The organism is Serratia sp. EC4, from assembly GCF_059652115.1.
Genome location: NZ_JBNIDE010000004.1, coordinates 222,696 through 247,511, shown reverse-complemented (window position 1 = coordinate 247,511; position 24,816 = coordinate 222,696). Strand labels below are relative to the sequence as shown.

General features: G+C 61.3%; 24 protein-coding genes and 3 tRNA genes. 19 read left to right on the top strand and 8 right to left on the bottom strand.

Features of this window, described 5'->3' with window-relative positions:
- Positions 1–39: 39 nt before the first annotated feature.
- A complete protein-coding gene (fucP, locus tag ACP39K_RS14620) occupies positions 40–1,269 on the top strand; it encodes an L-fucose:H+ symporter permease (protein ID WP_497008608.1) in 1,230 nt (409 codons plus the stop codon).
- 1 nt (position 1,270) lies between these two features.
- Here the strand turns inward: fucP and ACP39K_RS14615 are convergent, their stop codons facing one another.
- Complete coding sequence (locus tag ACP39K_RS14615; RefSeq protein WP_497008607.1) at positions 1,271–2,473, bottom strand: MFS transporter; 1,203 nt, start codon at positions 2,471–2,473, stop codon at positions 1,271–1,273.
- A gap of 108 nt (positions 2,474–2,581) precedes the next feature.
- On the opposite strand from ACP39K_RS14615, the gene ACP39K_RS14610 reads away from it, so the two are divergent.
- Positions 2,582–3,493, top strand: coding sequence for a LysR family transcriptional regulator (locus tag ACP39K_RS14610; RefSeq protein ID WP_048326046.1), 912 nt, complete (start codon positions 2,582–2,584; stop codon positions 3,491–3,493).
- Here the strand turns inward: ACP39K_RS14610 and ACP39K_RS14605 are convergent.
- A complete protein-coding gene (locus ACP39K_RS14605) occupies positions 3,490–4,584 on the bottom strand; it encodes a GGDEF domain-containing protein (protein ID WP_033638787.1) in 1,095 nt (364 codons plus the stop codon). The genes ACP39K_RS14610 and ACP39K_RS14605 overlap by 4 nt on opposite strands.
- A gap of 258 nt (positions 4,585–4,842) precedes the next feature.
- Here ACP39K_RS14605 and ACP39K_RS14600 point away from each other — a divergent pair, with 258 nt between their 5' ends.
- Complete coding sequence (locus tag ACP39K_RS14600; protein WP_004933115.1) at positions 4,843–5,127, top strand: DUF1435 domain-containing protein; 285 nt, start codon at positions 4,843–4,845, stop codon at positions 5,125–5,127.
- Between the two features lie 89 nt (positions 5,128–5,216).
- On the opposite strand, the gene ACP39K_RS14595 is transcribed toward ACP39K_RS14600, so the two are convergent.
- From ACP39K_RS14595 to ACP39K_RS14580, 4 genes are all read right to left on the bottom strand, one after another.
- Positions 5,217–5,303 (bottom strand) — tRNA-Leu (locus tag ACP39K_RS14595).
- 42 nt (positions 5,304–5,345) lie between these two features.
- Positions 5,346–5,432: transfer RNA gene (locus ACP39K_RS14590), tRNA-Leu, on the bottom strand.
- A 36-nt stretch (positions 5,433–5,468) separates the two neighbouring features.
- Positions 5,469–5,555: transfer RNA gene (locus ACP39K_RS14585), tRNA-Leu, on the bottom strand.
- A 72-nt stretch (positions 5,556–5,627) separates the two neighbouring features.
- Complete coding sequence (locus tag ACP39K_RS14580) at positions 5,628–6,572, bottom strand: LysR family transcriptional regulator (protein WP_497008606.1); 945 nt, start codon at positions 6,570–6,572, stop codon at positions 5,628–5,630.
- A 118-nt stretch (positions 6,573–6,690) separates the two neighbouring features.
- Between ACP39K_RS14580 and ACP39K_RS14575 the strand changes: the two genes are divergently transcribed.
- On the top strand, positions 6,691–7,683 hold the full coding sequence (locus ACP39K_RS14575) for an aldo/keto reductase (RefSeq protein ID WP_497008605.1): 993 nt from the start codon (positions 6,691–6,693) through the stop codon (positions 7,681–7,683).
- Between the two features lie 51 nt (positions 7,684–7,734).
- Here the strand turns inward: ACP39K_RS14575 and rsmC are convergent, their stop codons facing one another.
- On the bottom strand, positions 7,735–8,775 hold the full coding sequence (rsmC, locus tag ACP39K_RS14570) for a 16S rRNA (guanine(1207)-N(2))-methyltransferase RsmC (RefSeq protein WP_049241930.1): 1,041 nt from the start codon (positions 8,773–8,775) through the stop codon (positions 7,735–7,737).
- Between the two features lie 146 nt (positions 8,776–8,921).
- On the opposite strand from rsmC, the gene ACP39K_RS14565 reads away from it, so the two are divergent.
- The 13 genes from ACP39K_RS14565 (at position 8,922) to deoD (ending at position 21,423) form a co-directional block, all read left to right on the top strand.
- Positions 8,922–9,359: a DNA polymerase III subunit psi gene (locus tag ACP39K_RS14565; protein ID WP_016929171.1), complete on the top strand. Its 438-nt coding sequence runs from the start codon at positions 8,922–8,924 to the stop codon at positions 9,357–9,359.
- Entirely contained in the window at positions 9,304–9,747 is a 444-nt protein-coding gene (gene rimI / locus ACP39K_RS14560) for a ribosomal protein S18-alanine N-acetyltransferase (protein WP_497008604.1), read from the top strand. Before ACP39K_RS14565 ends, rimI begins: the two co-directional genes overlap by 56 nt.
- Positions 9,748–9,898: 151 nt before the next feature.
- Positions 9,899–11,488, top strand: a complete 1,590-nt coding sequence (prfC, locus tag ACP39K_RS14555; RefSeq protein ID WP_004933094.1) for a peptide chain release factor 3 — start codon at positions 9,899–9,901, stop codon at positions 11,486–11,488.
- 517 nt (positions 11,489–12,005) lie between these two features.
- A complete protein-coding gene (gene osmY / locus ACP39K_RS14550) occupies positions 12,006–12,620 on the top strand; it encodes a molecular chaperone OsmY (protein ID WP_497008603.1) in 615 nt (204 codons plus the stop codon).
- Between the two features lie 161 nt (positions 12,621–12,781).
- Entirely contained in the window at positions 12,782–12,943 is a 162-nt protein-coding gene (locus ACP39K_RS14545; RefSeq protein WP_004933089.1) for a DUF1328 domain-containing protein, read from the top strand.
- A 68-nt stretch (positions 12,944–13,011) separates the two neighbouring features.
- Entirely contained in the window at positions 13,012–13,197 is a 186-nt protein-coding gene (locus ACP39K_RS14540) for a CsbD family protein (RefSeq protein WP_025305210.1), read from the top strand.
- Between the two features lie 10 nt (positions 13,198–13,207).
- Positions 13,208–14,326: a patatin-like phospholipase family protein gene (locus tag ACP39K_RS14535; RefSeq protein ID WP_048796557.1), complete on the top strand. Its 1,119-nt coding sequence runs from the start codon at positions 13,208–13,210 to the stop codon at positions 14,324–14,326.
- The gene (locus ACP39K_RS14530) at positions 14,323–15,105 is read left to right on the top strand and encodes a metal-dependent hydrolase (RefSeq protein ID WP_004933080.1); all 783 of its coding nucleotides are present in this window, start codon (positions 14,323–14,325) and stop codon (positions 15,103–15,105) included. Before ACP39K_RS14535 ends, ACP39K_RS14530 begins: the two co-directional genes overlap by 4 nt.
- Positions 15,106–15,288: 183 nt before the next feature.
- Positions 15,289–16,566, top strand: a complete 1,278-nt coding sequence (locus tag ACP39K_RS14525; protein WP_004933076.1) for a NupC/NupG family nucleoside CNT transporter — start codon at positions 15,289–15,291, stop codon at positions 16,564–16,566.
- Positions 16,567–16,936: 370 nt separating this feature from the next.
- Complete coding sequence (gene deoC, locus ACP39K_RS14520; RefSeq protein ID WP_016929165.1) at positions 16,937–17,716, top strand: deoxyribose-phosphate aldolase; 780 nt, start codon at positions 16,937–16,939, stop codon at positions 17,714–17,716.
- A gap of 66 nt (positions 17,717–17,782) precedes the next feature.
- The gene (gene deoA / locus ACP39K_RS14515) at positions 17,783–19,108 is read left to right on the top strand and encodes a thymidine phosphorylase (protein WP_033641216.1); all 1,326 of its coding nucleotides are present in this window, start codon (positions 17,783–17,785) and stop codon (positions 19,106–19,108) included.
- 193 nt (positions 19,109–19,301) lie between these two features.
- Positions 19,302–20,525: a phosphopentomutase gene (deoB, locus tag ACP39K_RS14510; protein WP_016929163.1), complete on the top strand. Its 1,224-nt coding sequence runs from the start codon at positions 19,302–19,304 to the stop codon at positions 20,523–20,525.
- A 166-nt stretch (positions 20,526–20,691) separates the two neighbouring features.
- The gene (gene deoD / locus ACP39K_RS14505; protein WP_004933059.1) at positions 20,692–21,423 is read left to right on the top strand and encodes a purine-nucleoside phosphorylase; all 732 of its coding nucleotides are present in this window, start codon (positions 20,692–20,694) and stop codon (positions 21,421–21,423) included.
- A 169-nt stretch (positions 21,424–21,592) separates the two neighbouring features.
- Here the strand turns inward: deoD and ACP39K_RS14500 are convergent, their stop codons facing one another.
- On the bottom strand, positions 21,593–22,276 hold the full coding sequence (locus tag ACP39K_RS14500) for a YtjB family periplasmic protein (RefSeq protein WP_004933054.1): 684 nt from the start codon (positions 22,274–22,276) through the stop codon (positions 21,593–21,595).
- 110 nt (positions 22,277–22,386) lie between these two features.
- On the opposite strand from ACP39K_RS14500, the gene serB reads away from it, so the two are divergent.
- Both serB and radA read left to right on the top strand, forming a co-directional pair.
- Positions 22,387–23,364, top strand: coding sequence for a phosphoserine phosphatase (serB, locus tag ACP39K_RS14495; protein WP_016929162.1), 978 nt, complete (start codon positions 22,387–22,389; stop codon positions 23,362–23,364).
- A 19-nt stretch (positions 23,365–23,383) separates the two neighbouring features.
- Positions 23,384–24,769, top strand: a complete 1,386-nt coding sequence (gene radA / locus ACP39K_RS14490) for a DNA repair protein RadA (RefSeq protein WP_028127870.1) — start codon at positions 23,384–23,386, stop codon at positions 24,767–24,769.
- Positions 24,770–24,816 lie beyond the last annotated feature (47 nt).

Genomic DNA, 24,816 nt, shown 5'->3' with positions numbered 1-24,816 from the left:
GCCAACATCATCATCGCCAGACGATACGAGGGTATCACCATGCTTGCTGAAAAAAGTGCGGCCTCCGCGCAGCCGGGCGTCCCCGTGACCGCCAATCTGCGCTGGGCCTTTATCCTGGTCACCAGCCTGTTCTTCATGTGGGGGCTGTCCTATGGCCTGCTGGACGTATTGAACAAACATTTTCAGGAGACGTTGCACGTCACCAAGGCGCAGTCGGGGCTGCTGCAGGCGGCCTACTTCGGCGCCTACTTCCTGGTGGCGCTGCCCGCCGGGTACTTTATGGATCGCAAGGGCTATAAGGCGGGCATTCTGGTCGGGCTGTGCCTGTACGCGCTGGGGGCGTTGCTGTTCGTGCCGGCGGCGTCGGCCAACAGCTTCGGCGTATTCCTGTTCGCGCTGTTCGTCATCGCCAGCGGCCTGGGGTGCCTGGAAACGGCGGCCAACCCGTACGCCACGGTGCTGGGCGACGCGCAGGGCGCCGAACGGCGGCTCAACCTGGCGCAGTCGTTCAACGGCCTCGGGCAGTTTATCGGCCCGCTGATCGGCGGCACGCTGTTCTTCTCCGCCAGTCAGTCCGCCGGCGACGGCGATCAGAGCGCGGTGAAGATGACCTATGTGGCGATCGCTGCGCTGGTGCTGCTGATCGCGCTGTTGTTCAGCCGCACCCGGCTGCCGGCGATCCGCGAAGAGGAAAAGCCGGTGCACGGCGTGATAGCGCAGGGATTGTGGCAGCATCCGCATTTCGTCGGCGGGGTTATCACACAGTTCTTCTACGTGGCGGCGCAGGTGGGCGTCGGGGCGTTCTTCATCAACTACGCCACCGAGCACTGGCGCGAGGTGTCTAACCAGAGCGCCTCTTACCTGCTGTCGATCGCCATGATCTGCTTTATGGTCGGGCGCTTCTTCAGCACCTGGCTGATGGGGCGAGTCAAACCGGCGACGCTGCTGGCGGTCTATGCGCTGATCAACATCGCGCTGTGCGGCGTGGTGATGCTGAGCGTCGACGGCGTATCGGTGGTGGCGCTGATCGCGGTGTTCTTCTTTATGTCGATCATGTTCCCGACCATTTTCGCCCTGGGGGTGAAAAATCTGGGCAAGCACACCAAGCGCGCCAGCTCCTTTATGATCATGGCGATCGTCGGCGGCGCCATCATGCCGTACTTTATGGGGGCGCTGGCCGACCGTTACAGCACCGCGCTCTCTTATCTGCTGCCGCTGCTGTGCTTCGCGGTGGTGCTGATTTACGGCCTGCGGCAGCGCCGCGGCTGATTCAACCCGGCGGCGAATCGGCCTTCGCCGCCGTTGTCAGCGCCTGCGGGCGGGTTCGCATCAGGATCGCCAACGCCAGCAGCAGCACCATGCCGGACAGCATGCCGTTTATCGTCAGGCCTCCGGCGTCCACCACCAGCCCGCCCGCCAGCGAACCGCAGGAAATCGCCAGATTAAACAGCGCGATATACAGCGAAGAGGCGACCTCGACCGCGTTGGGCGCCGCCTTGAGCATCCACGCCATCAACGCAACGGAAACGCCGCCGTAGGCGATGCCCCACAGCAGGAGGAAGGCGCCGCCGCTCAGCGGCGCGTGGCCCAGCAGCGGCAGCAGCAGGACGGCGAGCGCCAGCCCGAGGGCGATCAGCGCCAGGGTGCGGCGCAGCCGTTTGGCGGCGGCCTGGCCGGCGATGAAATTCCCGAAGATGCCGGCGACGCCGTAGGCGAACAGCAGCGGCCCCACCCAGCGGCTCTCGATGCCGGCGACCGTCTGCAACAGCGGGCGGACAAAGGTGTAAGCCATAAAGTGGCCGGCGACCAGCAGAAACGTCAGCAGCAGCCCGGTCAGCAGCCGGCGATTCGCGCGCTGCGCGGTGAACGACCGCCAGCTTATCGCCTGCGTGACCGGCAGCGGCGGCAGCACGCACACCAGCAAGAGCAGGGTCAGCGCCGCCAGAACGGCGACCGCCAGAAACGCCATGCGCCAGCCCAGCGTTTCGCCGAGGAATACCCCGAGCGGCACGCCGAACACCGAGGCCGCCGCTACGCCGCCGAAGATGACGGACAGCGCCAATCCGACGGAGGCCGGCGGCACCAGACGTTCCGCCAACCCGCCGGCGATGGCCCAGATACCGCCGATGCAAAAACCCAGCAGGATGCGCGCGGCGAACAGCAGCGCCAGGGAGGTGGCGGCGGCGGACAGCAGGTTGGCGGCGATCAGCAGCAGCAGAAAGCCCGCCAGCAGGCTGCGGCGATCCGTGCGCCGGGCGCCCAGCACCACCAGCGGGGCAAACAGCGCGGCGAACAGGGCCGGCAGGGAAATCAGCAGCCCGGCGCGGCCGATCGTCGCGTTCAGAGTATTGACGATCGGGGTCAGCAGCCCGACGGGCAGCATTTCTGCCGTGACGACGGCAAAGGTGGACAGGCCGATGGCGAAGGTCGCCAGCCAAGACTTTGCGCCGCCGCCGGCGTGTAAGGCACTCATAAGGATCCTCCCAACAGATGAAGAACCTCAGTGTATCCGCGCCAAAATGGCTGATAAACTGGCATGAATGCGCAACATTGGGGACGAATCGTGGCTAATTTACCGTCTATGCCGTTGGATAACCTGACCGACCTGCTGGTGTTCATCCGCGTCGCCGATGCCTGCAGCTTCACGCTGGCGGCCGAGAGGCTGGGCATCTCCCGATCGGCGGCGGGCAAATGCGTGACCCGATTGGAGGAGCGATTGGCGACCCGGCTGCTGCAGCGCACCACGCGCAGCGTCAGCCTGACCGAAGACGGCGCGGTGTTTTACGAGTATGCGCAGCGCATCCTGTCGCAGGCCGAAGAGGCGGAAACGGCGCTCAATACGCGGCGGCAAACCCCGCGCGGGCGGCTGCGGCTGGATGTGCCGGTCTCGCTGGGGCGGTTGCACATTTTGCCGATTTTGCGGGAGTTTTTGACTCAGTGGCCGGAGGTGGACGCCGACGTCAGCTTTTCCGACGATTACAGCGATTTGGTGCGCGACGGCATCGACGTGGCGATCCGCGTCGGCGGCAGCGACGACAGCCGACTGGTGCGGCGGGTGCTCGCGCCGCATCGCCTGATCACCTGCGCGGCGCCGGATTATCTGGCGCGGCACGGCGCGCCTGCGAAACCGGAGGCGTTGGGCGATCACGAGACACTGGTCTTCAGCCATCAGGGGCTGCCGGCGCCCTGGCGCTATCGGGTTAACGGTCAACTGCACGAACAGCCGGTGCGCGGCCGGATGCGTTTCAACAACGTCGAGGCCTTGCGGGATGCCGCCGTCGCCGGGGCCGGTCTGTGTCAGGTGGGGGCATTTCTGGTCGGCGAGCAGATTGCGGCCGGCACGCTGGTGCCGGTGCTGGAACGCTATTGTCGCCCTGGGCCGCCGATCTGCGCCGTCTATCCCAGCCGGCGCCATCTCTCCCCCAAGGTGAAACTGTTCCTGGCGGCGATCGAACGGCGCTGGCAGGGCAAGGCGATTTGGGAAAGCGCCTAGTGTGTCAATTCCTGCGGTTGCAGCAGAGCGGGCTCGACGTTTTGCGCCAGCTGAATATTGTTGCGGCCGCTGTGCTTCGCCAGATAGAGCGCGGCGTCGGCCGCGCCGATCGCTGACTCGACGTCCAGCCTTTCCAATGCCGAGATGCCCGCGCTGAGCGTCAGCGTGCCGCTGTGCTGCGGGCTGGCGCCGTGCGGGATATTCAGTTCCGCCACGCGTTGACGCACCCGTTCGGCCAGCTGCGCCGCATAGCCTTCGTGCACGTTGGTCAACAGCACCAAAAACTCTTCCCCACCGTAGCGCACCACGATGTCGCGCGAACGCACCGCATCGCGGATGGCGATCGCCACCTGCACCAGCGCCCGGTCGCCCATGGCGTGGCCGTAGCTGTCGTTGTAGACCTTGAAGTGGTCGATATCCAGCAGCAGCACGTAGTGGCGGCCGGTTTGCGGTTCCAGCAGCATAGTGATCTTATTCTCCAGCCCTCGACGGTTATAAAGGCCGGTCAGGGGATCAAGCATGCTCAAATTATTGAATTTGTCCCGCTCGTTATACAGGTTGGCCACCAGCGCGTGGGTAAAGATTTCACTGCGTTTCAACATCAGGTGATGAATGGAGAAAGCGATAATAGGTAATAGCGTGGTGAATAATATCCGCAGGGTATTATGCATACCGTCTAAAGCCAGGATCATCATTGCGGAAGGTACGGCGTGTAAACAAAAGGCGGTAAAGTTATCCGTCAGAGAAATAGCGCTGATAAAAAAGATGCTAAACAAACTAATTAATAAAAAATCTTGGTTATTCGGTAGGCAATATTGACTTTTAACGTAAATATGTGCGGCCCAGAGCAGGCCGAGCACGCTGGCGAACAGATTGAGTTTGCACAAATATTTACGTGGCGTTTGCAGAGAAAATAGCGCTGCTACCAGACAAAATAGCGGTATACATAATAAAGGTAGGGTAAATGCGGGCGTATCCCTAAAAGGGAACAATAATGTAAATACGGAAGAGGCGGCATTCATTATCAGAAAAAGAAATAATGCCAGGCGCTGCTTGCTGTTCAGTAATTCCTGATAAGAACGGGCGTTCATACGGAGGTCACTCTTTGCAAAGTCGTTCTGTCGAATAATTAAGGTTGAGAAGCATTCCCTTGGCGCGAATATCCACTTTAATTGCATGGTTGAGGGTTGTGATTATTATCATGCAAACAGGACTAGGAATTTTCTTATGTCAAATTATCATTTTTTCCTGCTGGTGTCATCTGAGTTTGGTCAGCGCAGTGAAAATGATGCGGCGGCCAAAAAAGTGTTATATGATATTGGTTATCATTATCACTTAAGGAGGTTGTCATGCTCACTGCCATGATTGCCGCGTGCGGGCTGTGGGGCGTCAGTTGGTGCCTCGGGGATCGCCTGGCCAGCGCCTGGGGCGTTTTGCTGCCTTGTGCTTTGATGCCGCTGCTGGCCCTGATCAACCTGGATATGCTGCAGTTGCGCACCCTGATCGTGATAGCGATGTTGGCCACGCTGGTGATGCTGTTCAACAGCCGGCTGCGCCACTATCTGCTGTTGCCTTCCTGCATGGCGCTGGCGGGCGGCCTGGCGGCAGTCAGCCTCAACTTCAGCTTTGGGTGAAACGCCAGAAACGGCAAAACCACGCTTAAGCGTGTTTATCATCAATGCGTTGGGATTTTTTCGAAGGAACCGCCGGAGAGATCATCAATTGGTGCGAAGAGAGGGACTTGAACCCTCACGTCCGTAAGGACACTAACACCTGAAGCTAGCGCGTCTACCAATTCCGCCACCTTCGCACAGTCGATGTTGTTGCTTTGATTTATATTACGTCGCCAGCTTGGTGCGAAGAGAGGGACTTGAACCCTCACGTCCGTAAGAACACTAACACCTGAAGCTAGCGCGTCTACCAATTCCGCCACCTTCGCATCGATGCTGAGTGCAATATAAATCATGTGGTTATTTGGTGCGAAGAGAGGGACTTGAACCCTCACGTCCGTAAGGACACTAACACCTGAAGCTAGCGCGTCTACCAATTCCGCCACCTTCGCGTACCAGAAACATTACCGGAGTAACGTTACCACGGAGGCGAATTCTAGAGATTTTGGCGGGCACGTCAACAGTTATTTCCCCGCTTTGCGGGCGTTTGCTGGAAAAACAGCCATATCGCCGCTTTTCTGCTGGTCAAACAGCCAAATCAGCCAATCAATCAACACCCTGACCCGTGGCGCCAGGAAACGGCCGGGTGGATACATGATGTAAATCGGCATCGGCGGGGGCGGCGTGTCCGCCAGCACTTCCACCAGTTCGCCCTGTTCCAGCCAGGGGGCAAGCGAATAGCGCGCCGCCTGAATCAATCCCATGCCGGCCCGCGCGCCGGCGATGTAGGCGTCGGCGCCGCTGACGCTGAGCCGCGCGGGCAGCTCGCGCAGTTCCAGCTTGCCGCCGCGGCAGAATTCCAGCGGGTAATCGCGGTTGTTGGCCAGGGAAAAATACCCCACCGCGCGATGCGGCCCCAGGCGATCGATGTCGAGCGGCGTGCCGTGGGCCTGCAGATAAGCGGGGGAAGCGCAGGTGACCTGCGGCAGCTGGGCGATGCGCCGCGCTACCAGACTGTCGTCTTCGGTTTCCCAGGCGCGCAGCACGCAGTCCACGCCTTCGCGCAACAGATCGACGTGGGTGTCGTTGGCGCCCAGTGCCAGGGTGATGTCGGGATAACGCCGGTAAAAGTCGTCCAACGCCGGAATGACGATCTGGCGCGCCAGCGAATGGGGCATATCGATGCGCACCTTGCCGGACGGCTGCAGCTTATGGTGACTGAACAGCGAGTCCGCCTCCTCCAGCGCCCCCAGCAACTGCACGCAGCGTTGATAGTAGAGGCTGCCTTCACTGGTCACCTGCACCTGGCGGGTGGTGCGGATCAGCAGGCGCACGCCCAGCCGTTGTTCCAGCCGTTTCAACGCGTTGCTGACCGTGGCGCGCGGCAGCTGCAGGCGTTCGGCCGCCCGACTGAAGCTGCCCAGTTCGACGATGCGGGTAAAAATGCGCATGGCTTGAACCTGATCCATGTCCACTCCGGATTGTTGGTGATTTTTGAACAGTGATGTGCAATCTGCATTATTTATCTTTGTCGCGTAAACAACCAGACTTTGCTGCGTTATCCATTCACCGCATGAGGGCAGCACAATGCAACAACGTAAACTCGGTTCCAACGGTCCCGTCGTCTCCGCCCTGGGGCTGGGGTGCATGGGCATGAGCGACTTCTACTCCACCGGCGCCGATCGGCAGGAAGCCATCGCCACGCTGCACCGGGCGCTGGAGTTGGGCGTCACGCTGCTCGACACCGCCGACATGTACGGGCCGCACACCAACGAAGAGCTGGTGGGGGAGGCGATCAAGGGCAAGCGGCAACAGGTGTTCCTGGCCACCAAGTTCGGCATTCTGCGCGATCCGGCGGATCCGTCGGCGCGCGGCGTCAGCAGCCGGCCCGAGTATATCCGGCGCTCGGTGGAAGGCAGCCTGCGGCGCTTGGGCGTGGAGGAGATCGATCTCTATTATCAGCACCGGGTCGATCCGCAAGTGCCGATCGAGGACGTCGTGGGCACGATGGCGGATCTGATCCGCGAAGGCAAGATCCGCCACATCGGCCTGAGCGAGGCGTCGGTCGCCACGCTGGAGCGGGCGCACAAGGTACATCCGATCACCGCGCTGCAGACCGAGTATTCGCTGTGGACGCGCGACGCCGAGCAGGGCGTACTGGCGGCCTGCGAGCGCCTGGGCATCGGCTTTGTGCCCTACAGCCCGTTAGGACGCGGTTTCCTCACCGGCGCTATCCGGCGGCCGGAGGATCTGGCCGAGGACGATTTCCGCCGTGGCAACCCGCGCTTCCAGGGGGAAAACTTCGCCCGCAACCTGGCGCTGGTGGAGAAGGTGAGCGAGCTGGCGGCGCAGAAGGGCGTCAAACCTTCACAGCTGGCGCTGACCTGGGTATTGGCGCAGGGCGAACACATTGTGCCGATCCCCGGCACCAAACGCCGTCGCTATCTGGAAGAGAACGTCGCTGCGGCGGAGATCGCGCTGAGCGCGGCTGAACTGGCGGCGATAGAAGCGGTGTTTCCGCTGAGCGCGGCGGCCGGCGATCGCTACGGCGCGGAGTCGATGACCTACATCAACGGTTAAAAAAAAGCGCGGCCTGCAGGCCGCGCTCTGTCGTTTTCCGCCAACGGCGAATTATTTCTTCTTCGGCGCGCGCGGCGGACGGCCGACGGTCGCCTGGTACACCTTGAAGCGGCCGTTTTGCGCCAGCACTTCGTGGCTGCCGAAGGTGGCGTCCAGAATGTCCGGGTAGGGCAGGAAGGCGTTGGCGACGATGCGCAGCTGGCCGCCGATCGGCAGGTGCTTCACCGCGCCGCGGATCAGGGTTTCGGCGGCGGTCAGGCTGGTCTGCAGCCCGTCGTGGAACGGCGGGTTGGAGATGATCATGTCGAAACGGCCGGTGATATCGGAGTAAACGTTGCTGACGATCACTTCGCCTTCGATGCCGTTGGCGGCCAGCGTCGCGCGGCTGGACTCCACCGCGGCGGCATTGACGTCGCTGAGGGTCAGTTTCACCTTCGGCGACAGCTTGGCCATCACCGAGGCCATCACGCCGGCGCCGCAGCCGATGTCCAGCACCTTGCCTTTCATGTGTTTTTCCAGCGTCGACAGCAGCAGCGAGCTGCCGACGTCCAGGCCGTCGCGGCTGAACACGCCCGGCAGCGTTTTCACTTCCAGATCGTGCAGCTGATAGCTGTCCCACCAGTCGTTCAGGTCGAACTCGGTCTGCGCGTCCAGGCGGCCGTGATACAGGCCGCAGCGGCGCGCGCTGTCGATTTTCACCAGCGCAACGTGGCCTTCCAGCGTTGGCTCGGCGCTGCGCACGCCGCTGCGGTTTTCACCGACCACGAACACGTCCACGCCCACCGGCAGCAGCGCCAGGAGGTTGCACAGTTGGAATTGCGCCTCCTGCTTGCTCTTCGGCCAGTAGTAAACCAGCGTGTCGCAGTCGGCGACGAAAGCGGGATCGACGGTCAAACCGAACTGCACGTTATCGCCCATCGTCCGGTTCAGTAACTGCCAGTGATGGTAATGCTGAGTGTGGACGCGCACGTCCGCGGCCTCGAATTGGGCCGGCAGGCTGTCCTGCAGGTCGCCGGCAAACAGCACGCGGCGTTCGATAAATTCATCACTGTGGCGCAGCATGACTTCACTGGCGGGGGTTAATGCAGACATCAGATATTGGCTCCTGGAAATGAGACCGGGGATTATAGAGCTTTGTGGCGATATGTTCGACGGGTTTGTTGGCGCGGGCTGCGCGGGTTTGTTAGCATAGCGCGGCGCATGGCAGGCATGGCGCACCACAACGGGTAGGAATCGGCATGGCATCAAAACGCGACTGGCTGTTACAACAACTGGGTATTACGCAGTGGACATTGCGCCGCCCGGGCGTGTTGCAGGGCGAAGTGGCGGTCAGTCTGCCGCCCGAGACGCGCCTGCTGGTGGTGGCGCAGACGCTGCCGGCGCCCGACGATCCGCTGTTTTGCGACGTGCTGCGCAGCCTGGGGCTGACGCCGGCGCAAACTTACAGCCTGACGCCGGAACAGGTGGCGATGCTGCCTGCAGAGACCGCATGCAACAGTTGGCGGCTGGGCGTAGCGGAGCCGCTCGCGGTCGCCGGCGCGCAGCTACACAGCCCGGCGCTGGCCGAGCTTTCTCAAGACGCGGGGGCCAAACGCGCCCTCTGGCAGCAGATTTGTCATCATGAACACGATTTCTACCCTGACGGCGGCCGACCTGGCCACGGCCTTCACCATTGAGCAAGCCAGCCACGCTTTCCCCTGGACGGAAACCACCTTCGCCAGCAATCAGGGCGATCGCTACCTTAACCTGAAGCTGAGCGCCGACGGGGAGATGGCGGGATTCGCCATCACGCAGATCGTGCTGGACGAAGCCACGCTGTTCAACATCGCCATTCATCCGCAGTACCAGCGCCGGGGCTTTGGCCGCCTGCTGCTCAACGCGTTGATCGAACAGCTGGAGAGCCGCGGCGTGGTCACGCTGTGGCTGGAAGTCCGCGCCTCCAACCAGGCGGCGATCGCGCTGTATGAAGATCTCGGTTTCAACGAAGTCACCGTGCGCCGCAATTATTACCCGAGCGCCCACGGCCGCGAAGACGCGATCGTGATGGCGCTGCCGCTGGGGTAATCAGCCCGGTCGGAAAAAGCATTGATTGTCACCGGTTGGCAAATCGGCGAAAATGCCCGGCTGTTATCTTTTATTCACCGCTTTGCCCGGCGCCGCGATCGGCGCGTTCTGATGATGTCGCAGGGCGGACTAACCGTAGAACCTGAAAACCATGTCTCCTAGTGAATTTGCCCGCGAAGTCTCCAAAAGAAGAACTTTCGCCATCATCTCGCACCCCGATGCCGGTAAAACCACCATTACCGAAAAAGTGCTGCTGTTCGGACAGGCGATCCAGACCGCCGGTACGGTAAAAGGCCGCGGCTCCAGCCAGCACGCCAAATCCGACTGGATGGAAATGGAAAAGCAGCGTGGGATCTCGATCACCACCTCGGTGATGCAGTTCCCGTATCGCGACAGCCTGGTCAACCTGCTGGACACCCCGGGGCACGAAGACTTCTCCGAAGATACGTATCGCACCCTGACCGCGGTCGACTGCTGTCTGATGGTGATCGACGCCGCCAAGGGCGTTGAGGATCGCACCCGCAAGCTGATGGAAGTCACCCGCCTGCGCGACACGCCGATCCTGACCTTCATGAACAAGCTGGACCGCGACATCCGCGATCCGATGGAGGTGATGGATGAAGTCGAACGCGAACTGAAGATCGCCTGTTCGCCCATCACCTGGCCGATCGGCTGCGGCAAGCTGTTCAAGGGCGTTTACCACCTGTACAAGGATGAAACCTACCTGTACCAGACCGGTAAAGGCCACACCATTCAGGAAGTGCGCATCGTCAAGGGCCTGAACAACCCTGAGCTGGATGCGGCGGTGGGCGAAGATCTGGCGGCGCAGCTGCGCGATGAGCTGGAATTGGTGCAGGGCGCTTCTCACGAGTTCGATCAGGAGGCTTTCCTGAGCGGCGAGCTGACGCCGGTGTTCTTCGGTACCGCACTCGGCAACTTCGGCGTGGATCATATGCTGGACGGCCTGGTGGCCTGGGCGCCGGCGCCGATGCCGCGCAAAACCGACACCCGCGAAGTGACGGCGGCGGAAGAGAAATTCACCGGCTTTGTGTTCAAGATCCAGGCCAACATGGATCCGAAGCACCGCGACCGCGTGGCCTTTATGCGCGTGGTTTCCGGCCGTTATGAGAAGGGCATGAAGCTGCGCCAGGTGCGCACCGGCAAAGACGTGGTGATCTCCGACGCGCTGACCTTTATGGCCGGCGACCGTTCGCACGTGGAAGAAGCCTACCCGGGCGACATCATCGGTCTGCACAACCATGGCACCATTCAGATCGGCGATACCTTCACCCAGGGTGAAGACATGAAGTTCACCGGCATCCCGAACTTCGCGCCGGAACTGTTCCGCCGCATCCGCCTGCGTGATCCGCTGAAGCAGAAACAGCTGTTGAAGGGGTTGGTGCAGTTGTCCGAAGAGGGCGCGGTGCAGGTGTTCCGCCCGATCGCCAACAACGATCTGATCGTCGGTGCGGTCGGCGTGCTGCAGTTCGACGTGGTCGTGGCGCGTTTGAAGAGCGAGTACAACGTGGAAGCGCTGTATGAGTCGGTCAACGTGTCGACGGCGCGCTGGGTTGAGTGCGACGACGTGAAGAAGTTCGAAGAGTTCAAGCGCAAGAACGAGATCAACCTGGCGCTGGACGGTGGGGACAACCTGTCCTACATCGCGCCGACCATGGTGAACCTCAACCTGACGCAGGAACGCTATCCTGACGTGACCTTCCGCAAAACCCGCGAACACTGATCAATCGGCAGGGCGCCCGGTGCGCCCTGCCAGCTCCCCGTATTCTCACTCCGCTAATTAATAAAACTTCCTCATATTTTACCCTGCGAATCGACATCGCCAAGGCGAGACGCGATTGGCCTGCGTTTTCCGCCGCATGGTCTATCTTTAACAGGATGTTCGCACATTGCTTGAGAGTAAATCACTGCAATACGTTGCTTGTTTGGTGAGTTATTCTGATGTGTTGCCGATAGGAGACAGTCAGTATCTTTAAATATCAATGAGATAGGAATATTTCAGTTTTGTGTGGCTTAATCTGTCGTCAATAGACGACAGTTTGTTGATTAAAAATCCAACTGAAGAATTTTTCTCTTTGATAAATAAGGTATTTATTGGATTGGCACGGCCGTTGCAATACTCCTGTCGTGAACGCTTAATCGTATAGCGATGATGAAGTATTTACCGAGAGGCCGCGTGAAGGCGGCTGAAGGGTTCCGGCGCTTTGGCGCTGCGGGCCCCCAACAAAAGGAAGAGATCGATGAAAAAGACCAAATTTGCACACTCGCTGATGGCTGTTGTTTTGGGTTCTGCTTTGGTGAGCGGCACTGCGCTGGCCGAAGACAGCCTGTTAAACAAGGCGTCTAACGCCGCGGATAGTGCCGGTGCCAAAATCGATAGCTCCATGAAAAAAGTTGACGGTTACATGGATGACAGCGCGATAACGGCTAAAGTTAAAAGTGCGTTGGTGGAAGATAAGACCATCAAAAGCGCTGACATTTCGGTGAAAACCGAAAAAGGCGCCGTGATCCTGAGCGGCTTTGTCGACAGCCAGGCGCAGGCGGAACATGCGGTCGCGGTTGCCGGTAAGGTGGAAGGCGTCAAGACCGTTAGCGACAAGCTGCACGTGAAGGACGAAGCCAACCAGTCGATCAAATCGTATGCCGGCGACACCGCCACCACCAGCGAGCTGAAAGCCAAGCTGCTGGCCGATGACATCGTGCCGTCGCGCAATGTGAAAGTGGAAACCACCGATGGCGTGGTGCAGCTTTCCGGTGAGGTGAAAACGCAGGCGCAGTCTGAGCGTGCCGAAAGCATCGCCAAGGCCATCGACGGCGTGAAAAGCGTGAAAAACGACCTGGTGGTCAAGCCGTAATCCCGCCAGGCGCCCGTAACAAGTAACAACAAGCCGCATCTGTCGGGCCGTGAAGGCGGCCCGACATGTACCACCAAAAAAAGAAACTGATTTGCCGTCGACGTCCCGTTGTCGGGGCGGCAGACAGCAGAGAATTTTTTCACAATGGTAAGGAGAAGCTTATGTTTCGTTGGGGCATTATCTTTTTAGTCATCGCGCTTATCGCTGCGGCACTGGGATTCGGTTCGCTGGCGGGCACCGCCGCCTGGGCCGCCAAGGTGGTGTTCGTTGTCGGCATCATCCTGTTCCTGGTCAGCCTGTTCACCGGCCGTCGGCGCCCTTAGCCGGCCGGCATTTTCCCGTAAACTGTAACAAAGCTTAATTCCTTTTCTCACCTCGGGGAGGGCCGGCCATGAACAGCGACATCATCGTTGGGCGCTGGAAACAGCTGAAAGGCCAGGTATGGCAGGCGTGGGCCGAATGGTCCGGCAGCGATTGCGCCTGGCTGGCCGGCAGCAACGATTTCCTCGCCGGTGTACTGCAAGAGGATTACGGAAGAGAGCGAGACGCGGTATCCTCGGAGAAAACGTCTCACTGAGGATGCCAAGTTGGGATACAGAATACCCATCACGCTCGGCAATATAGAACCGCTGGCGTCTAAACCCTTTCGGCCAGGCAAGATGGCGCTGGTCTGCGAAGGCGGCGGCCAGCGCGGCATTTTCACCGCCGGCGTGCTGGACGAGTTTCAGCGCGCGGGCTTTAACCCTTTCGATCTGCTGATCGGCACATCGGCCGGCGCTCAGAATCTGTCTGCCTATATCTGCGGGCAGATGGGCTACGCGCGCCGGGTGATCACCCGTTACACCACTTCGGCACAGTTCTTCAATCCGCTGCGCTTCGTGCGCGGCGGGCATCTGATCGATCTCGATTGGCTGGTTGATACGGCGGCGGCGCAGATGCCGCTGGCGATGGACGTGGCGGAACAGCACTTTACCGACGGGCGCGAATTCTTGCTGTGCGCCTGCCGCAGCGACGATTTCGAACCGGCCTATCTGCCGGCGCAGCGCGAACGCTGGCTGCCGGCCATCAAGGCGTCCAGCGCCATTCCCGGCTTCTACCGTCAGGGCGTGGAGTTGGACGGCGTCAGCTATCAGGACGGCGGCATCAGCGATGCGATTCCGGTGGAAGAGGCCTATCGCCGCGGCGCCGACACCATCGTGGTGATCCGCACCGTGCCTTCGCAAATGTACTACACCCCGCAGTGGATGAAGCGTATGGAGCATTGGCTGAGCGACAGCAGCCTGCAGCAGATGGTGCGCATCCTGCAGCATCATGAGCAAAGCTATCACCGCATCCAGCGCTTTATCGAGAAGCCGCCGGGCAAGCTGCGCATCTTCGAGATCTTCCCGCCTAAGCCGCTGGCCAGCAATGCGCTGGGCAGCCGACTGGGGGCGCTCAATCAGGATTATCACCTGGGGCGCCGCTGCGGCCGCTACTTCCTGGCCACCGTCGGCCAGTGGATGGCGCAGCAGGAACCGGACGGCATCAAGGTGCGAAAATCGTTGTCGCGCCGCCTGATCCAGCCCGAGAATGTCAGAATGCCTTCGCCGATCGTGACCGACATCGCCATGTCGCCCGATCTCACGGCGCAGCCGGAGGCTGCGGTGGCGGCGCCGAAACTCATTCTGCCGGGCGATCTGCCGCCGGGTGAAGGGGGCGCGCTGTGAGCTACGCCTTTACCGACACCCACTGCCATTTCGATTTCCCACCCTTTACCGGACACGAGGCCGAAAGCCTGACGCGGGCGGCAAGCGCCGGCGTGCAGCGCATCATCGTCCCGACGGTCACTGCCGATCGCTTTGCGCGGGTGCTGCGGCTGGCGCAGGATCACGCGCCGCTGTTCGCCGCGCTGGGGCTGCACCCGCTGTATATCGCGCAGCATCATGAGCCGCAGCTGGAGCAGTTGGCGGCGCTGTTGGCCGAACGGCCGCGCAAGCTGGTGGCGGTGGGGGAGATTGGGCTCGATCTGTATATGGACAACCCGCAGTTCGAGCGCCAGCAAAGCGTGCTGCTGGCCCAGCTGAGGCTGGCGAAACAGCATGACCTGCCGGTGATCCTGCACTCGCGCCGCACCCACGATCAGCTGGCCGCGGCGCTGCGGCGCATGCAACTGCCGCGCCGCGGCGTGGTGCACGGCTTCGCCGGCAGCCTGTCGCAGGCGCAGGCGTTTATCCGCCTCGGCTATTACATCGGTGTGGGCGGCACCATCACCTATGAGCGGGCGCAGAAAACGCGCGGCGTGATGGCGCAGCTGCCGCTTGAGGCGCTGCTGCTGGAGACGGATGCGCCGGACATGCCGCTGGCCGGCTATCAGGGGCAGCCGAATCGCCCCGAGCGCGCCGCCGAGGTGTTTCACACGCTGTGCGAGCTGCGGCCGGAACCGGCCGACGAGATCGCCGCTCACCTGCAACGCAATACCCAGTCACTGTTTGCCATGCCGGATTGACGAGCTTATAACGTGACCTGCGTCACGTTATAAGATTTTCATTTGCGTCTCGTTGTATACATTTGTGACATAAATCGGTGCGAGGGTGACCTCGCTCAGTATAATCCCCCCGAAACTCTCCAATAGCAGACCTCTCTTCATGAGCAGGGATGTATTTTATTTTTTGCAACAGGGAAACTTTGCATGCAACTCATCATGAGTCTGGTCGGTATGGCGGTGCTGATCGCCATTGCGGTGCTGCTCTCCAGCAACCGTCGGGCCATCAAATTGCGCACCGTCGTGTGGGCGTTCATCATTCAGGTCGGCATCGGCGCGCTGGTGCTGTACGTGCCGCTGGGCCGCAGCATCCTCGGCAGTATGTCTAACGGCGTGGCAAACGTTATCGCCTACGGCAATCAGGGCATTTCGTTCATTTTCGGCGGGCTGGTGTCCGACAAGATGTTCGAGGTGTTCGGCGGCGGCGGCTTCGTGTTCGCGCTGCGCGTCCTGCCGGTGATCGTGTTCTTCTCCTCGCTGATTGCGGTGCTGTACTACCTCGGCATCATGCAGTTGGTGATCCGCGTGCTGGGCGGCGGCCTGCACAAGCTGCTGGGCACCTCGCGCACCGAATCGCTGTCGGCGACCGCCAACATTTTCGTCGGCCAGACCGAAGCGCCGCTGGTGGTGCGCCCCTATATCGCCACCATGAGCCAGTCAGAACTGTTCGCCGTGATGTGCGGCGGCCTGGCTTCGGTAGCCGGTTCGGTGTTGGCGGGGTACGCGCAGATGGGCGTGCCGCTGGAATACCTGATCGCCGCATCCTTCATGGCCGCGCCGGGCGGGCTGCTGTTCGCCAAGCTGATGGTGCCGGAAACCGAGCAGACCCACGATAAAGACGATGCGATGAAGCTAATCGCCGAAGAGGATCGTCCGGCCAACGTGATCGATGCGGCGGCTTCCGGCGCGGCTTCCGGCATGCAGCTGGCGCTGAACGTCGGTGCGATGCTGCTGGCGTTTATCGCGCTGATCGCCTTGCTTAACGGCATTCTCGGCGGTATCGGCGGCTGGTTCGACTATCCTCAGCTGTCGCTTGAGCTGATCCTCGGCTGGGTGTTCTCACCGATCGCCTTCCTGATCGGCGTGCCGTGGAGCGAAGCGATGACCGCCGGTTCGTTCATCGGGCAGAAGATCATCGTCAACGAGTTCGTCGCCTACATGAACTTCGGCGCCTATCTGCGCCCGGACGACGTGGTGGCGGCGGAAGGCCTGCAGGTGCTGTCGACGCACACCAAGGCGATCATCTCCTTCGCGTTGTGCGGCTTCGCCAACCTCTCCTCGGTGGCGATCCTGCTGGGCGGTCTGGGCAGCATGGCGCCCAACCGTCGCCACGACATCGCGCGCTTCGGTCTGAAGGCCGTGGCGGCGGGTACGCTGTCCAACTTGATGAGTGCCACCATCGCCGGCTTCTTCCTGGCGCTGTAAGCCATCACGGAGCCCGCGACGGCGCGACCGATCGCGGGACTCCGCCTATACTCTAAGCAACGCGGGTGCTTGCCGCATCCGCGATCTTCAGCCGCTTCTTTAGCGAATTTGTGAACGATATCGCGTTATTTTGTGATGTTCTTCACATATAATTCCGGTCTGTTACAGTGCTATTTCATATAGTGTGACGATGAACGCGAATCGCCTTCGGCATTCGTGTTCAAATAGCTATTACTGGCCGGCCGCAAGGCGGGTGGCCATGTGCGGTGAGAAGGATCTCAGTTGCCGCCGCGGGAACGCCGTTCCCCAGCGCTATCTTCATGGAACCAAGTCCGCTCGCCAACACCCAGGTACTCAGTTGGAGAGTTTTATGACCGAATTAACCGCAGCAGCGCAACGTGCGCTGAACTTGATGGATTTAACCACGCTGAATGATGATGACACCGACGAGAAAGTGATCGCGCTCTGTCGTCAGGCCAACAGCCCGGCCGGCCACACGGCGGCCATCTGCATCTACCCGCGTTTTATCCCGGTGGCGCGTAAGGCGCTGCGCGAGCAAGGCACGCCGGACATCCGCATCGCCACCGTGACCAACTTCCCGCATGGCAATGACGATATCGACATCGCGCTGGCGGAAACCCGTGCGGCGATCGCCTATGGCGCGGATGAAGTGGACGTGGTGTTCCCATACCGCGCGCTGATCGCCGGCAACGAACAGGTCGGCTTCGAGCTGGTGAAACAGTGCAAGCAGGCTTGCCAGGCGGCCAACGTGCTGCTGAAAGTGATCATCGAAACCGGTGAGCTGAAACAGGCCGATTTGATCCGCAAGGCGTCCGAGATCGCCATCAAGGCCGGGGCGGACTTTATCAAGACCTCCACCGGCAAGGTGCCGGTCAACGCCACCCTGGAGAGCGCCGAGCTGATGATGTCGGTGATCCGCGATATGGGCGTGGCGAAGACGGTGGGCTTCAAGCCGGCCGGCGGCGTGCGCACCGCGGAAGACGCGCTGCATTATCTGCAACTTGCCGATCGTATTCTGGGCGAAGGGTGGGCCGATGCGCGGCATTTCCGCTTTGGCGCTTCCAGCCTGCTGGCCAGCTTGCTGACCGCGCTGGGCCACCAGACCCAGACCGCCGGCGGCGGCTACTGATCGATTTCGTTGGCGGGCGCCAGGCGCGCCCGTCTGCACCGACTCTCGGCGACACAGGGGGATGCCTTGTTCCTGGCTCAAGAAATTATTCGTAAGAAACGCGACGGCCAGCCGTTAAGCGAAGCGGAAATCCGCTTTTTCATCAACGGCATTCGCGACAACGTGGTGTCGGAAGGGCAGATCGCCGCGCTGGCGATGACCATTTATTTCCATGACATGAGCATGCCGGAGCGCGTGGCGCTCACCATGGCGATGCGCGATTCCGGCACCGTGCTGGACTGGAAGAGTTTGGCGCTGAATGGCCCGATCGTCGACAAGCATTCGACCGGCGGCGTGGGCGACGTGACCTCGCTGATGCTCGGCCCGATGGTGGCGGCCTGCGGCGGCTATGTGCCGATGATCTCCGGCCGCGGCCTGGGGCATACCGGCGGCACGCTGGACAAACTGGAAGCCATTCCGGGCTTCAATATTTTCCCGGACGATAACGCCTTCCGCAAAATCATTCAGGACGTCGGCGTGGCGATCATCGGCCAGACCAGCTCGCTGGCGCCGGCGGACAAGCGTTTTTACGCCACCCGCGACATCACCGCCACCGTGGATTCGATCCCGCTGATCACCGCCTCCATTCTGGCCAAGAAACTGGCGGAAGGGCTGGATGCGCTGGTGATGGACGTGAAGGTTGGCTCGGGCGCCTTTATGCCGACCTATGCCCTGTCGCAAGATTTGGCGCAGGCGATCGTCGGCGTGGCCAACGGCGCGGGCTGCAAGACCACCGCGCTGCTGACCGACATGAACCAGGTGCTGGCTTCCAGCGCCGGCAACGCGGTGGAAGTGCGCGAAGCGGTGCGCTTCCTGACCGGCGAATACCGCAACCCGCGCCTGCTGGAAGTGACGCTGGCGCTGTGCGTGGAGATGCTGCTGTCCGGCGGCCTGGCGCAAGACGAGGCCGATGCGCGCGCCAAGCTGCAGGCGGTGCTGGACAACGGCAAAGCGGCTGAGGTGTTTGGCCGCATGGTGGCGGCGCAGCAAGGGCCGATAGACTTCGTCGAACGTTATGATAGCTATCTGCCGGCGGCAACGCTGAGCAAGCCGGTGTATGCTGAAAAGCCGGGCATCATCAGCGCCATGGATACCCGCGCGCTGGGTATGGCGGTGGTGTCGCTGGGCGGCGGCCGCCGCCGGGCGAGCGACGCCATCGATTACAGCGTTGGCCTGACCGAGGTAGCGCGTCTGGGCGATAAGGTGGATACCCAGCAACCGCTGGCGATGATCCACGCCAACGATGAAGAGAGCTGGCAACTGGCGGCCGATGCGGTGCGCAGCGCAATGACGCTGAGCGACAAGGTGCCGGAGGCGACGCCGGTGGTGTATAAGCGCATCACTCAAGCGTGATGACCCTCGTCTTTCAAGCCGTAGCGTTGTTGGCTGCACGCGTGCACCCCAGTCACTTACTTGAGTAAGCTCCTGGGGATACACACGCTAGCCGCCTAGCTACAACTTGAGATCCATTGGGTATAAATTTAGAGAATAAGGGCGATTGCAGTTTTGCGGTCGCAATAGCGTGAGAACACGCAGGAGAGCACAGATGAAACGCACATTTATTATGGTATTGGACTCCTTCGGCATCGGCGCCAGCGAAGACGCCGAACGTTTTGGCGACCAGGGTTCCGACACCCTGGGCCACATCGCCGAGGTTTGCGCGCGCGGTGAAGCCAACGTGGGCCGCCAGGGCCCGCTGACGCTGCCTAACCTGAGCCGTCTGGGCCTCGGCAAAGCGGCGGAAGAGTCCACCGGCAACTTCCCACAGGGGCTGGATCGCAACGCCGACATCATCGGTGCTTACGCTTACGCCAGCGAGCTCTCTTCCGGTAAAGACACGCCGTCGGGCCACTGGGAAATCGCCGGCGTGCCGGTGCTGTTCGACTGGGGCTACTTCAAGGACGAGCACAACAGCTTCCCGCAGGCGCTTCTGGACAAACTGGTCGAACGCGCCAATCTGCCGGGCTACCTGGGCAACTGCCACTCATCCGGCACCGTGATCCTCGATCAGCTGGGCGAAGAGCACATGAAAACCGGCAAGCCGATTTTCTACACCTCCGCTGACTCGGTGTTCCAGATCGCCTGCCATGAAGAAACCTTCGGCCTGGATCGTCTGTATGAGCTGTGCGAAATCGCGCGTGAAGAGCTGACCGAAGGCGGTTACAACATCGGTCGCGTGATCGCGCGTCCGTTCGTCGGCGATAAGCCGGGCCACTTCCAGCGCACCGGCAACCGCCACGATCTGGCGGTAGAGCCGCCGGCGCCGACCGTGCTGAAAAAGCTGGTGGACGAGAAGGGCGGCGAAGTGGTGTCGATCGGTAAAATCGCCGACATCTACGCCAACGTCGGCATCACCAAGAAGGTGAAGGCGACCGGCATCGATGCTCTGTTTGACGCGACCCTGATTGAAATGGAAAAGGCCGGCGACAACACCATCGTGTTCACCAACTTCGTGGACTTCGACTCCTCTTACGGCCACCGCCGCGACGTGGCGGGGTACGCCGCCGCGCTGGAGCTGTTCGACCGCCGCCTGCCGGAGCTGCTGAAGCTGGTGAAAGACGAAGACATCATCATCTTCACCGCCGACCACGGCTGCGATCCGACCTGGCCGGGCACCGACCACACCCGCGAGCACATCCCGGTGCTGGTTTACGGCCCGAAAGTGAAGCCGGGCTCGCTGGGCCACCGCGAGACCTTCGCCGACATCGGCCAGACCGTCGCCAATTATTTTGGCCTGTCGCCGATGGATTACGGTAAGACCATGTTCTAAGCCCTGTCTTTCAAGCCGCAGCGTTGTTAGCTTCACGCGTGAACCCCAGTCGCTTACTCAAGTAAGTTCCTGGGGATTCACCCGCTAGCTGCCTGGCTGCAACTCGAAATTCAAGGCTTAGATGTTTGACGTTTTTATTAAATAAGATTTCTAAAGGAAGAAAATTATGGCTACGCCGCACATTAATGCTGAGATGGGTGATTTCGCTGACGTAGTACTGATGCCGGGCGACCCGCTGCGCGCAAAATACATCGCCGAAACCTTCCTGGAAGGCGCGGTGGAAGTGAACAACGTGCGCGGCATGTTGGGTTTCACCGGCACCTACAAAGGCCGCCGCATCTCCGTAATGGGCCACGGCATGGGCATCCCGTCCTGCTCCATCTATGCGCGCGAGCTGATTGCCGAATTCGGCGTGAAGAAGATCATTCGCGTCGGTTCCTGCGGCGCGGTGCGTGACGATATCAAACTGCGTGACGTGGTGATCGGCATGGGCGCGTGCACCGACTCCAAGGTGAACCGTCTGCGCTTCAAGGATAACGACTACGCGGCGATCGCCGACTTCGACATGGTGCGCAACGCGGTCGACGCGGCGGCTGCGCAGGGCATCCCGGCGCGCGTGGGCAACATCTTCTCCGCCGATCTGTTCTACACCCCGGATCCGGACATGTTCCAGGTGATGAAGAAGTACGGCATCCTGGGCGTGGAAATGGAAGCGGCCGGCATCTACGGCGTGGCGGCGGAGCTGTACGAAGAGTTCGGCTGTAAGGCGCTGACCATCTGCACCGTGTCCGACCACATCCTGCGTCACGAAGCGACCACGGCGGCGGAACGCCAGACCACCTTTAACGAAATGATCGTTATCGCGCTGGAATCCGTGCTGCTGGGCGACAAAGCGTAATACCGCGGCGGGCGTCGTCATGGCGCCCGCCCGTCAATCTATTCATTCCGCTTGGCCAGTTTTGGCTAACGCTTTACCTTTCAATTGGTTGTGGATCCCGTTGTTACGGACAATCTATTCACCGAAAGGACAAGAAATCGGCACGAACGCATTCAACGCCTGGCCTGAGTTATTCCTTCTTCGGCGCTTCCTGCTTTGTTTCCGGCGCATCCTCTTCGTCGTCTTCCACCGTATTGCCTTCTTCCAGTGGCGTGTTGGCGGTCAACAGGTATGGCGACTGCTGCCAGCGGCTGCGGCGGTGTTGCAGCAGGGTACGCGCCAGAATGATGCCGATCGCCAGCGCCAGCAGGATCATCAGGCGCAGCAGGTTGGTGGTGTTGTCCACCTGCTTGGATTCGGTCGCCAGCACGTGGGTGTCGAGGGTGATGCGGATAAAGCCGATCGGGCCGTCTTTGCCCTGAATGGATTCGACCAACTGGTGGTTGAAGTAGCTGCCGGCGCGTTTGCCGTCGAGCGACAGGCGATCGCGTATACTTATCTGTTCCCCGGCGTGGGAGACCAGCGTGCCGTCAAGCTGATACACGCTGACGTCGAGAATGCGGCTGTGATCGGTGAGCTGCTTGAGGATGGCGTCGATGCGCGGGTTGTTGCCGTCGTCGTCCAGCAGCGGCGCCAGGCTGTAGGCGACCTGTTTGGTCAGCGTCTGCGCCAACTCTTCCACCTGCTCGGATCGCGCCATTTGGTGACTCAGGCTAAAATAAGAGGCGCCCTGCATCAGCAGCACCAGCAAAGCCAGGCAAATCAGGATAATAGCGGTGCGGTGCAGGCGAAATTTCAGTTTAGCGCGAGCCATGCAGGTTCCTTGGGCATCGGGGACACTTTATGTTGCCAGAACCGCTGGCGATAGGATAGCTTGATGCGTCGTTTTATCATGCAGCGTTTTTGTCCATTCAGGAGTCAATGATGTCAAACAGTCTGACCTATTGCGATCTTCCGGCGGAGATCTCTCAATGGCCGGGTCTTCCCCTTTCGCTCAGCGGCGACGAAGTGATGCCGCTGGACTACCGGGCGGGCAATACCGGGTGGCTGTTATACGGCAGAAAGCTGGACAAGGCGCGCATTACGCAATTCCAACGCAAGCTGGGCGCGGCGATGGTGATCGTCACCGCCTGGGGCGTGGACGACTATCAGGTCGTGCGCCTGGCGGGCACCTTGACGCCGCGCGCCAAGCTGCTGGCGGCGGAGAGCGGGCTGGACGTGGCGCCGCTCGGCAAGATCCCGCACCTGCGCACGCCGGGGCTGCTGGTGATGGATATGGATTCGACGGCGATCGAGATCGAATGCATCGATGAGATCGCCAAGCTGGCGGGCGTCGGCGAACAGGTGGCGGAAGTCACCGAACGCGCGATGCGCGGCGAGCTGGACTTTACCGCCAGCCTGCGCCAGCGCGTCGGCACGCTGAAAGGGGCCGACGCCAACATCCTCAAGCAGGTGCGCGACGAGCTGCCGCTGATGCCGGGGCTGACCAGCCTGGTGGGCAAGCTGCAGGCGATGGGTTGGCATGTGGCGATCGCCTCCGGCGGTTTCACCTACTACGCCGAATACCTGCGTAACCGGCTGCGGCTGGTGGCGGCGGCGGCCAACGAGCTGGAGATCCGCGACGGCAAGCTGACCGGCGAAGTGCTGGGGCCGGTGGTGGACGCGCAGTTCAAAGCCGATACGCTGCTGCGGCTGGCGGAGAAGCTGGAGATCCCGCTGGCGCAGACCGTGGCCATCGGCGACGGTGCCAACGATTTGAAAATGATGCAGGCGGCGGGGTTGGGCATCGCCTACCACGCCAAGCCGAAAGTGTATGAAAAAGCGCAGGTGGCGATCCGGCATGCGGATCTGATGGGCGTGCTGTGTATTCTCACCGGCAGCCTGAAACACGAAGTGCGATAACGAAAGATTGAGGTAAGACGTGGCAAAAGCGGCAAAACGGGCATTTGTGTGCAATGAGTGCGGGGCGGACTATCCGCGTTGGCAGGGGCAGTGCAGCGCCTGTCAGGCCTGGAACACCATCACGGAAGTGCGTTTGGCCGCGTCGCCCGCAGCGGCGCGCAACGATCGCCTCAGCGGCTATGCCGGCGACGCCGGCGTCAGCAAGGTGCAGAAGCTGTCGGAAATCAGCCTGGAGGCGCTGCCGCGCTTCACCACCGGCTTTCTCGAATTCGACCGCGTGCTGGGCGGCGGCGTGGTGCCCGGCAGCGCCATTCTGATCGGCGGCAACCCCGGCGCCGGCAAGAGCACCTTGTTGCTGCAGGTGCTGTGCAAACTGTCTGAACAGATGAAAACCCTGTACGTCACCGGCGAGGAATCGCTGCAGCAGGTGGCGATGCGCGCCCACCGTCTGGGGCTGCCGACCGGCGGCCTGAACATGCTGTCGGAAACCAGCATCGAGCAGATCTGCCTGATCGCCGAGCAGGAACAGCCGAAGCTGATGGTGATCGACTCGATTCAGGTGATGCACATGGCGGACATTCAGTCTTCGCCGGGCAGCGTGGCGCAGGTGCGGGAAACCGCCGCCTACCTGACGCGCTTCGCCAAGACGCGCGGCGTGGCGATCGTGATGGTCGGCCACGTCACCAAAGACGGCTCGCTGGCCGGGCCGAAAGTGCTGGAACACTGCATCGACTGTTCGGTGCTGCTGGACGGCGACGCCGATTCCCGCTTCCGCACCCTGCGCAGCCACAAGAACCGCTTCGGCGCGGTCAACGAGCTGGGGGTGTTCGCCATGACCGAACAGGGGCTGCGCGAAGTCAGCAACCCGTCGGCGATCTTCCTTAGCCGCGGCGATGAAGTCACTTCCGGCAGCTCGGTGATGGTGGTGTGGGAAGGCACCCGGCCGCTGTTGGTGGAGATCCAGGCGCTGGTGGATCACTCGATGATGTCCAACCCGCGCCGCGTGGCGGTGGGCCTGGAACAGAACCGGTTGGCGATCCTGCTGGCGGTGCTGCACCGGCACGGCGGGCTGCAGATGTCGGATCAGGACGTGTTCGTCAACGTGGTCGGCGGGGTGAAGGTCAGCGAGACCAGCGCCGACCTGGCGCTGCTGATGTCGCTGGTCTCAAGCCTGCGCGATCGGCCGCTGCCGAACGATCTGGTGGTGTTCGGCGAAGTGGGGCTGGCGGGGGAGATCCGCCCGGTGCCGAGCGGCCAGGAGCGCATCTCCGAAGCGGCCAAGCACGGCTTCAAGCGCGCCATCGTGCCGCACGGCAATATGCCGAAAAAGCCGCCGGCCAACATGCAGGTGTTCGGGGTCAAGAAGCTGGCGGACGCGCTGGACGTGCTGGAAGGGTTTTATTAATGTCGCCGACGGCGAGCAAGATATGCTATTTTGTTTAGCATATTAAA

Bases quoted from the DNA above. Each gene is read 5' to 3' on its own strand.
- ACP39K_RS14540 (WP_025305210.1), top strand. From the start codon at position 13,012: ATGAACAGCGACATCATCGTTGGGCGCTGGAAACAGCTGAAAGGCCAG.
- ACP39K_RS14605 (WP_033638787.1), bottom strand. From the start codon at position 4,584: ATGAACGCCCGTTCTTATCAGGAATTACTGAACAGCAAGCAGCGCCTG.
- ACP39K_RS14575 (WP_497008605.1), top strand. From the start codon at position 6,691: ATGCAACAACGTAAACTCGGTTCCAACGGTCCCGTCGTCTCCGCCCTG.
- deoB (WP_016929163.1), top strand. From the start codon at position 19,302: ATGAAACGCACATTTATTATGGTATTGGACTCCTTCGGCATCGGCGCC.
- rsmC (WP_049241930.1), bottom strand. From the start codon at position 8,775: ATGTCTGCATTAACCCCCGCCAGTGAAGTCATGCTGCGCCACAGTGAT.
- ACP39K_RS14615 (WP_497008607.1), bottom strand. From the start codon at position 2,473: ATGAGTGCCTTACACGCCGGCGGCGGCGCAAAGTCTTGGCTGGCGACC.
- ACP39K_RS14525 (WP_004933076.1), top strand. From the start codon at position 15,289: ATGCAACTCATCATGAGTCTGGTCGGTATGGCGGTGCTGATCGCCATT.
- prfC (WP_004933094.1), top strand. From the start codon at position 9,899: ATGTCTCCTAGTGAATTTGCCCGCGAAGTCTCCAAAAGAAGAACTTTC.
- ACP39K_RS14610 (WP_048326046.1), top strand. From the start codon at position 2,582: ATGCCGTTGGATAACCTGACCGACCTGCTGGTGTTCATCCGCGTCGCC.
- deoD (WP_004933059.1), top strand. From the start codon at position 20,692: ATGGCTACGCCGCACATTAATGCTGAGATGGGTGATTTCGCTGACGTA.
- ACP39K_RS14580 (WP_497008606.1), bottom strand. From the start codon at position 6,572: ATGGATCAGGTTCAAGCCATGCGCATTTTTACCCGCATCGTCGAACTG.
- rimI (WP_497008604.1), top strand. From the start codon at position 9,304: ATGAACACGATTTCTACCCTGACGGCGGCCGACCTGGCCACGGCCTTC.
- ACP39K_RS14600 (WP_004933115.1), top strand. From the start codon at position 4,843: ATGCTCACTGCCATGATTGCCGCGTGCGGGCTGTGGGGCGTCAGTTGG.
- serB (WP_016929162.1), top strand. From the start codon at position 22,387: ATGTCAAACAGTCTGACCTATTGCGATCTTCCGGCGGAGATCTCTCAA.
- ACP39K_RS14500 (WP_004933054.1), bottom strand. From the start codon at position 22,276: ATGGCTCGCGCTAAACTGAAATTTCGCCTGCACCGCACCGCTATTATC.
- ACP39K_RS14545 (WP_004933089.1), top strand. From the start codon at position 12,782: ATGTTTCGTTGGGGCATTATCTTTTTAGTCATCGCGCTTATCGCTGCG.
- fucP (WP_497008608.1), top strand. From the start codon at position 40: ATGCTTGCTGAAAAAAGTGCGGCCTCCGCGCAGCCGGGCGTCCCCGTG.
- deoC (WP_016929165.1), top strand. From the start codon at position 16,937: ATGACCGAATTAACCGCAGCAGCGCAACGTGCGCTGAACTTGATGGAT.
- ACP39K_RS14565 (WP_016929171.1), top strand. From the start codon at position 8,922: ATGGCATCAAAACGCGACTGGCTGTTACAACAACTGGGTATTACGCAG.
- osmY (WP_497008603.1), top strand. From the start codon at position 12,006: ATGAAAAAGACCAAATTTGCACACTCGCTGATGGCTGTTGTTTTGGGT.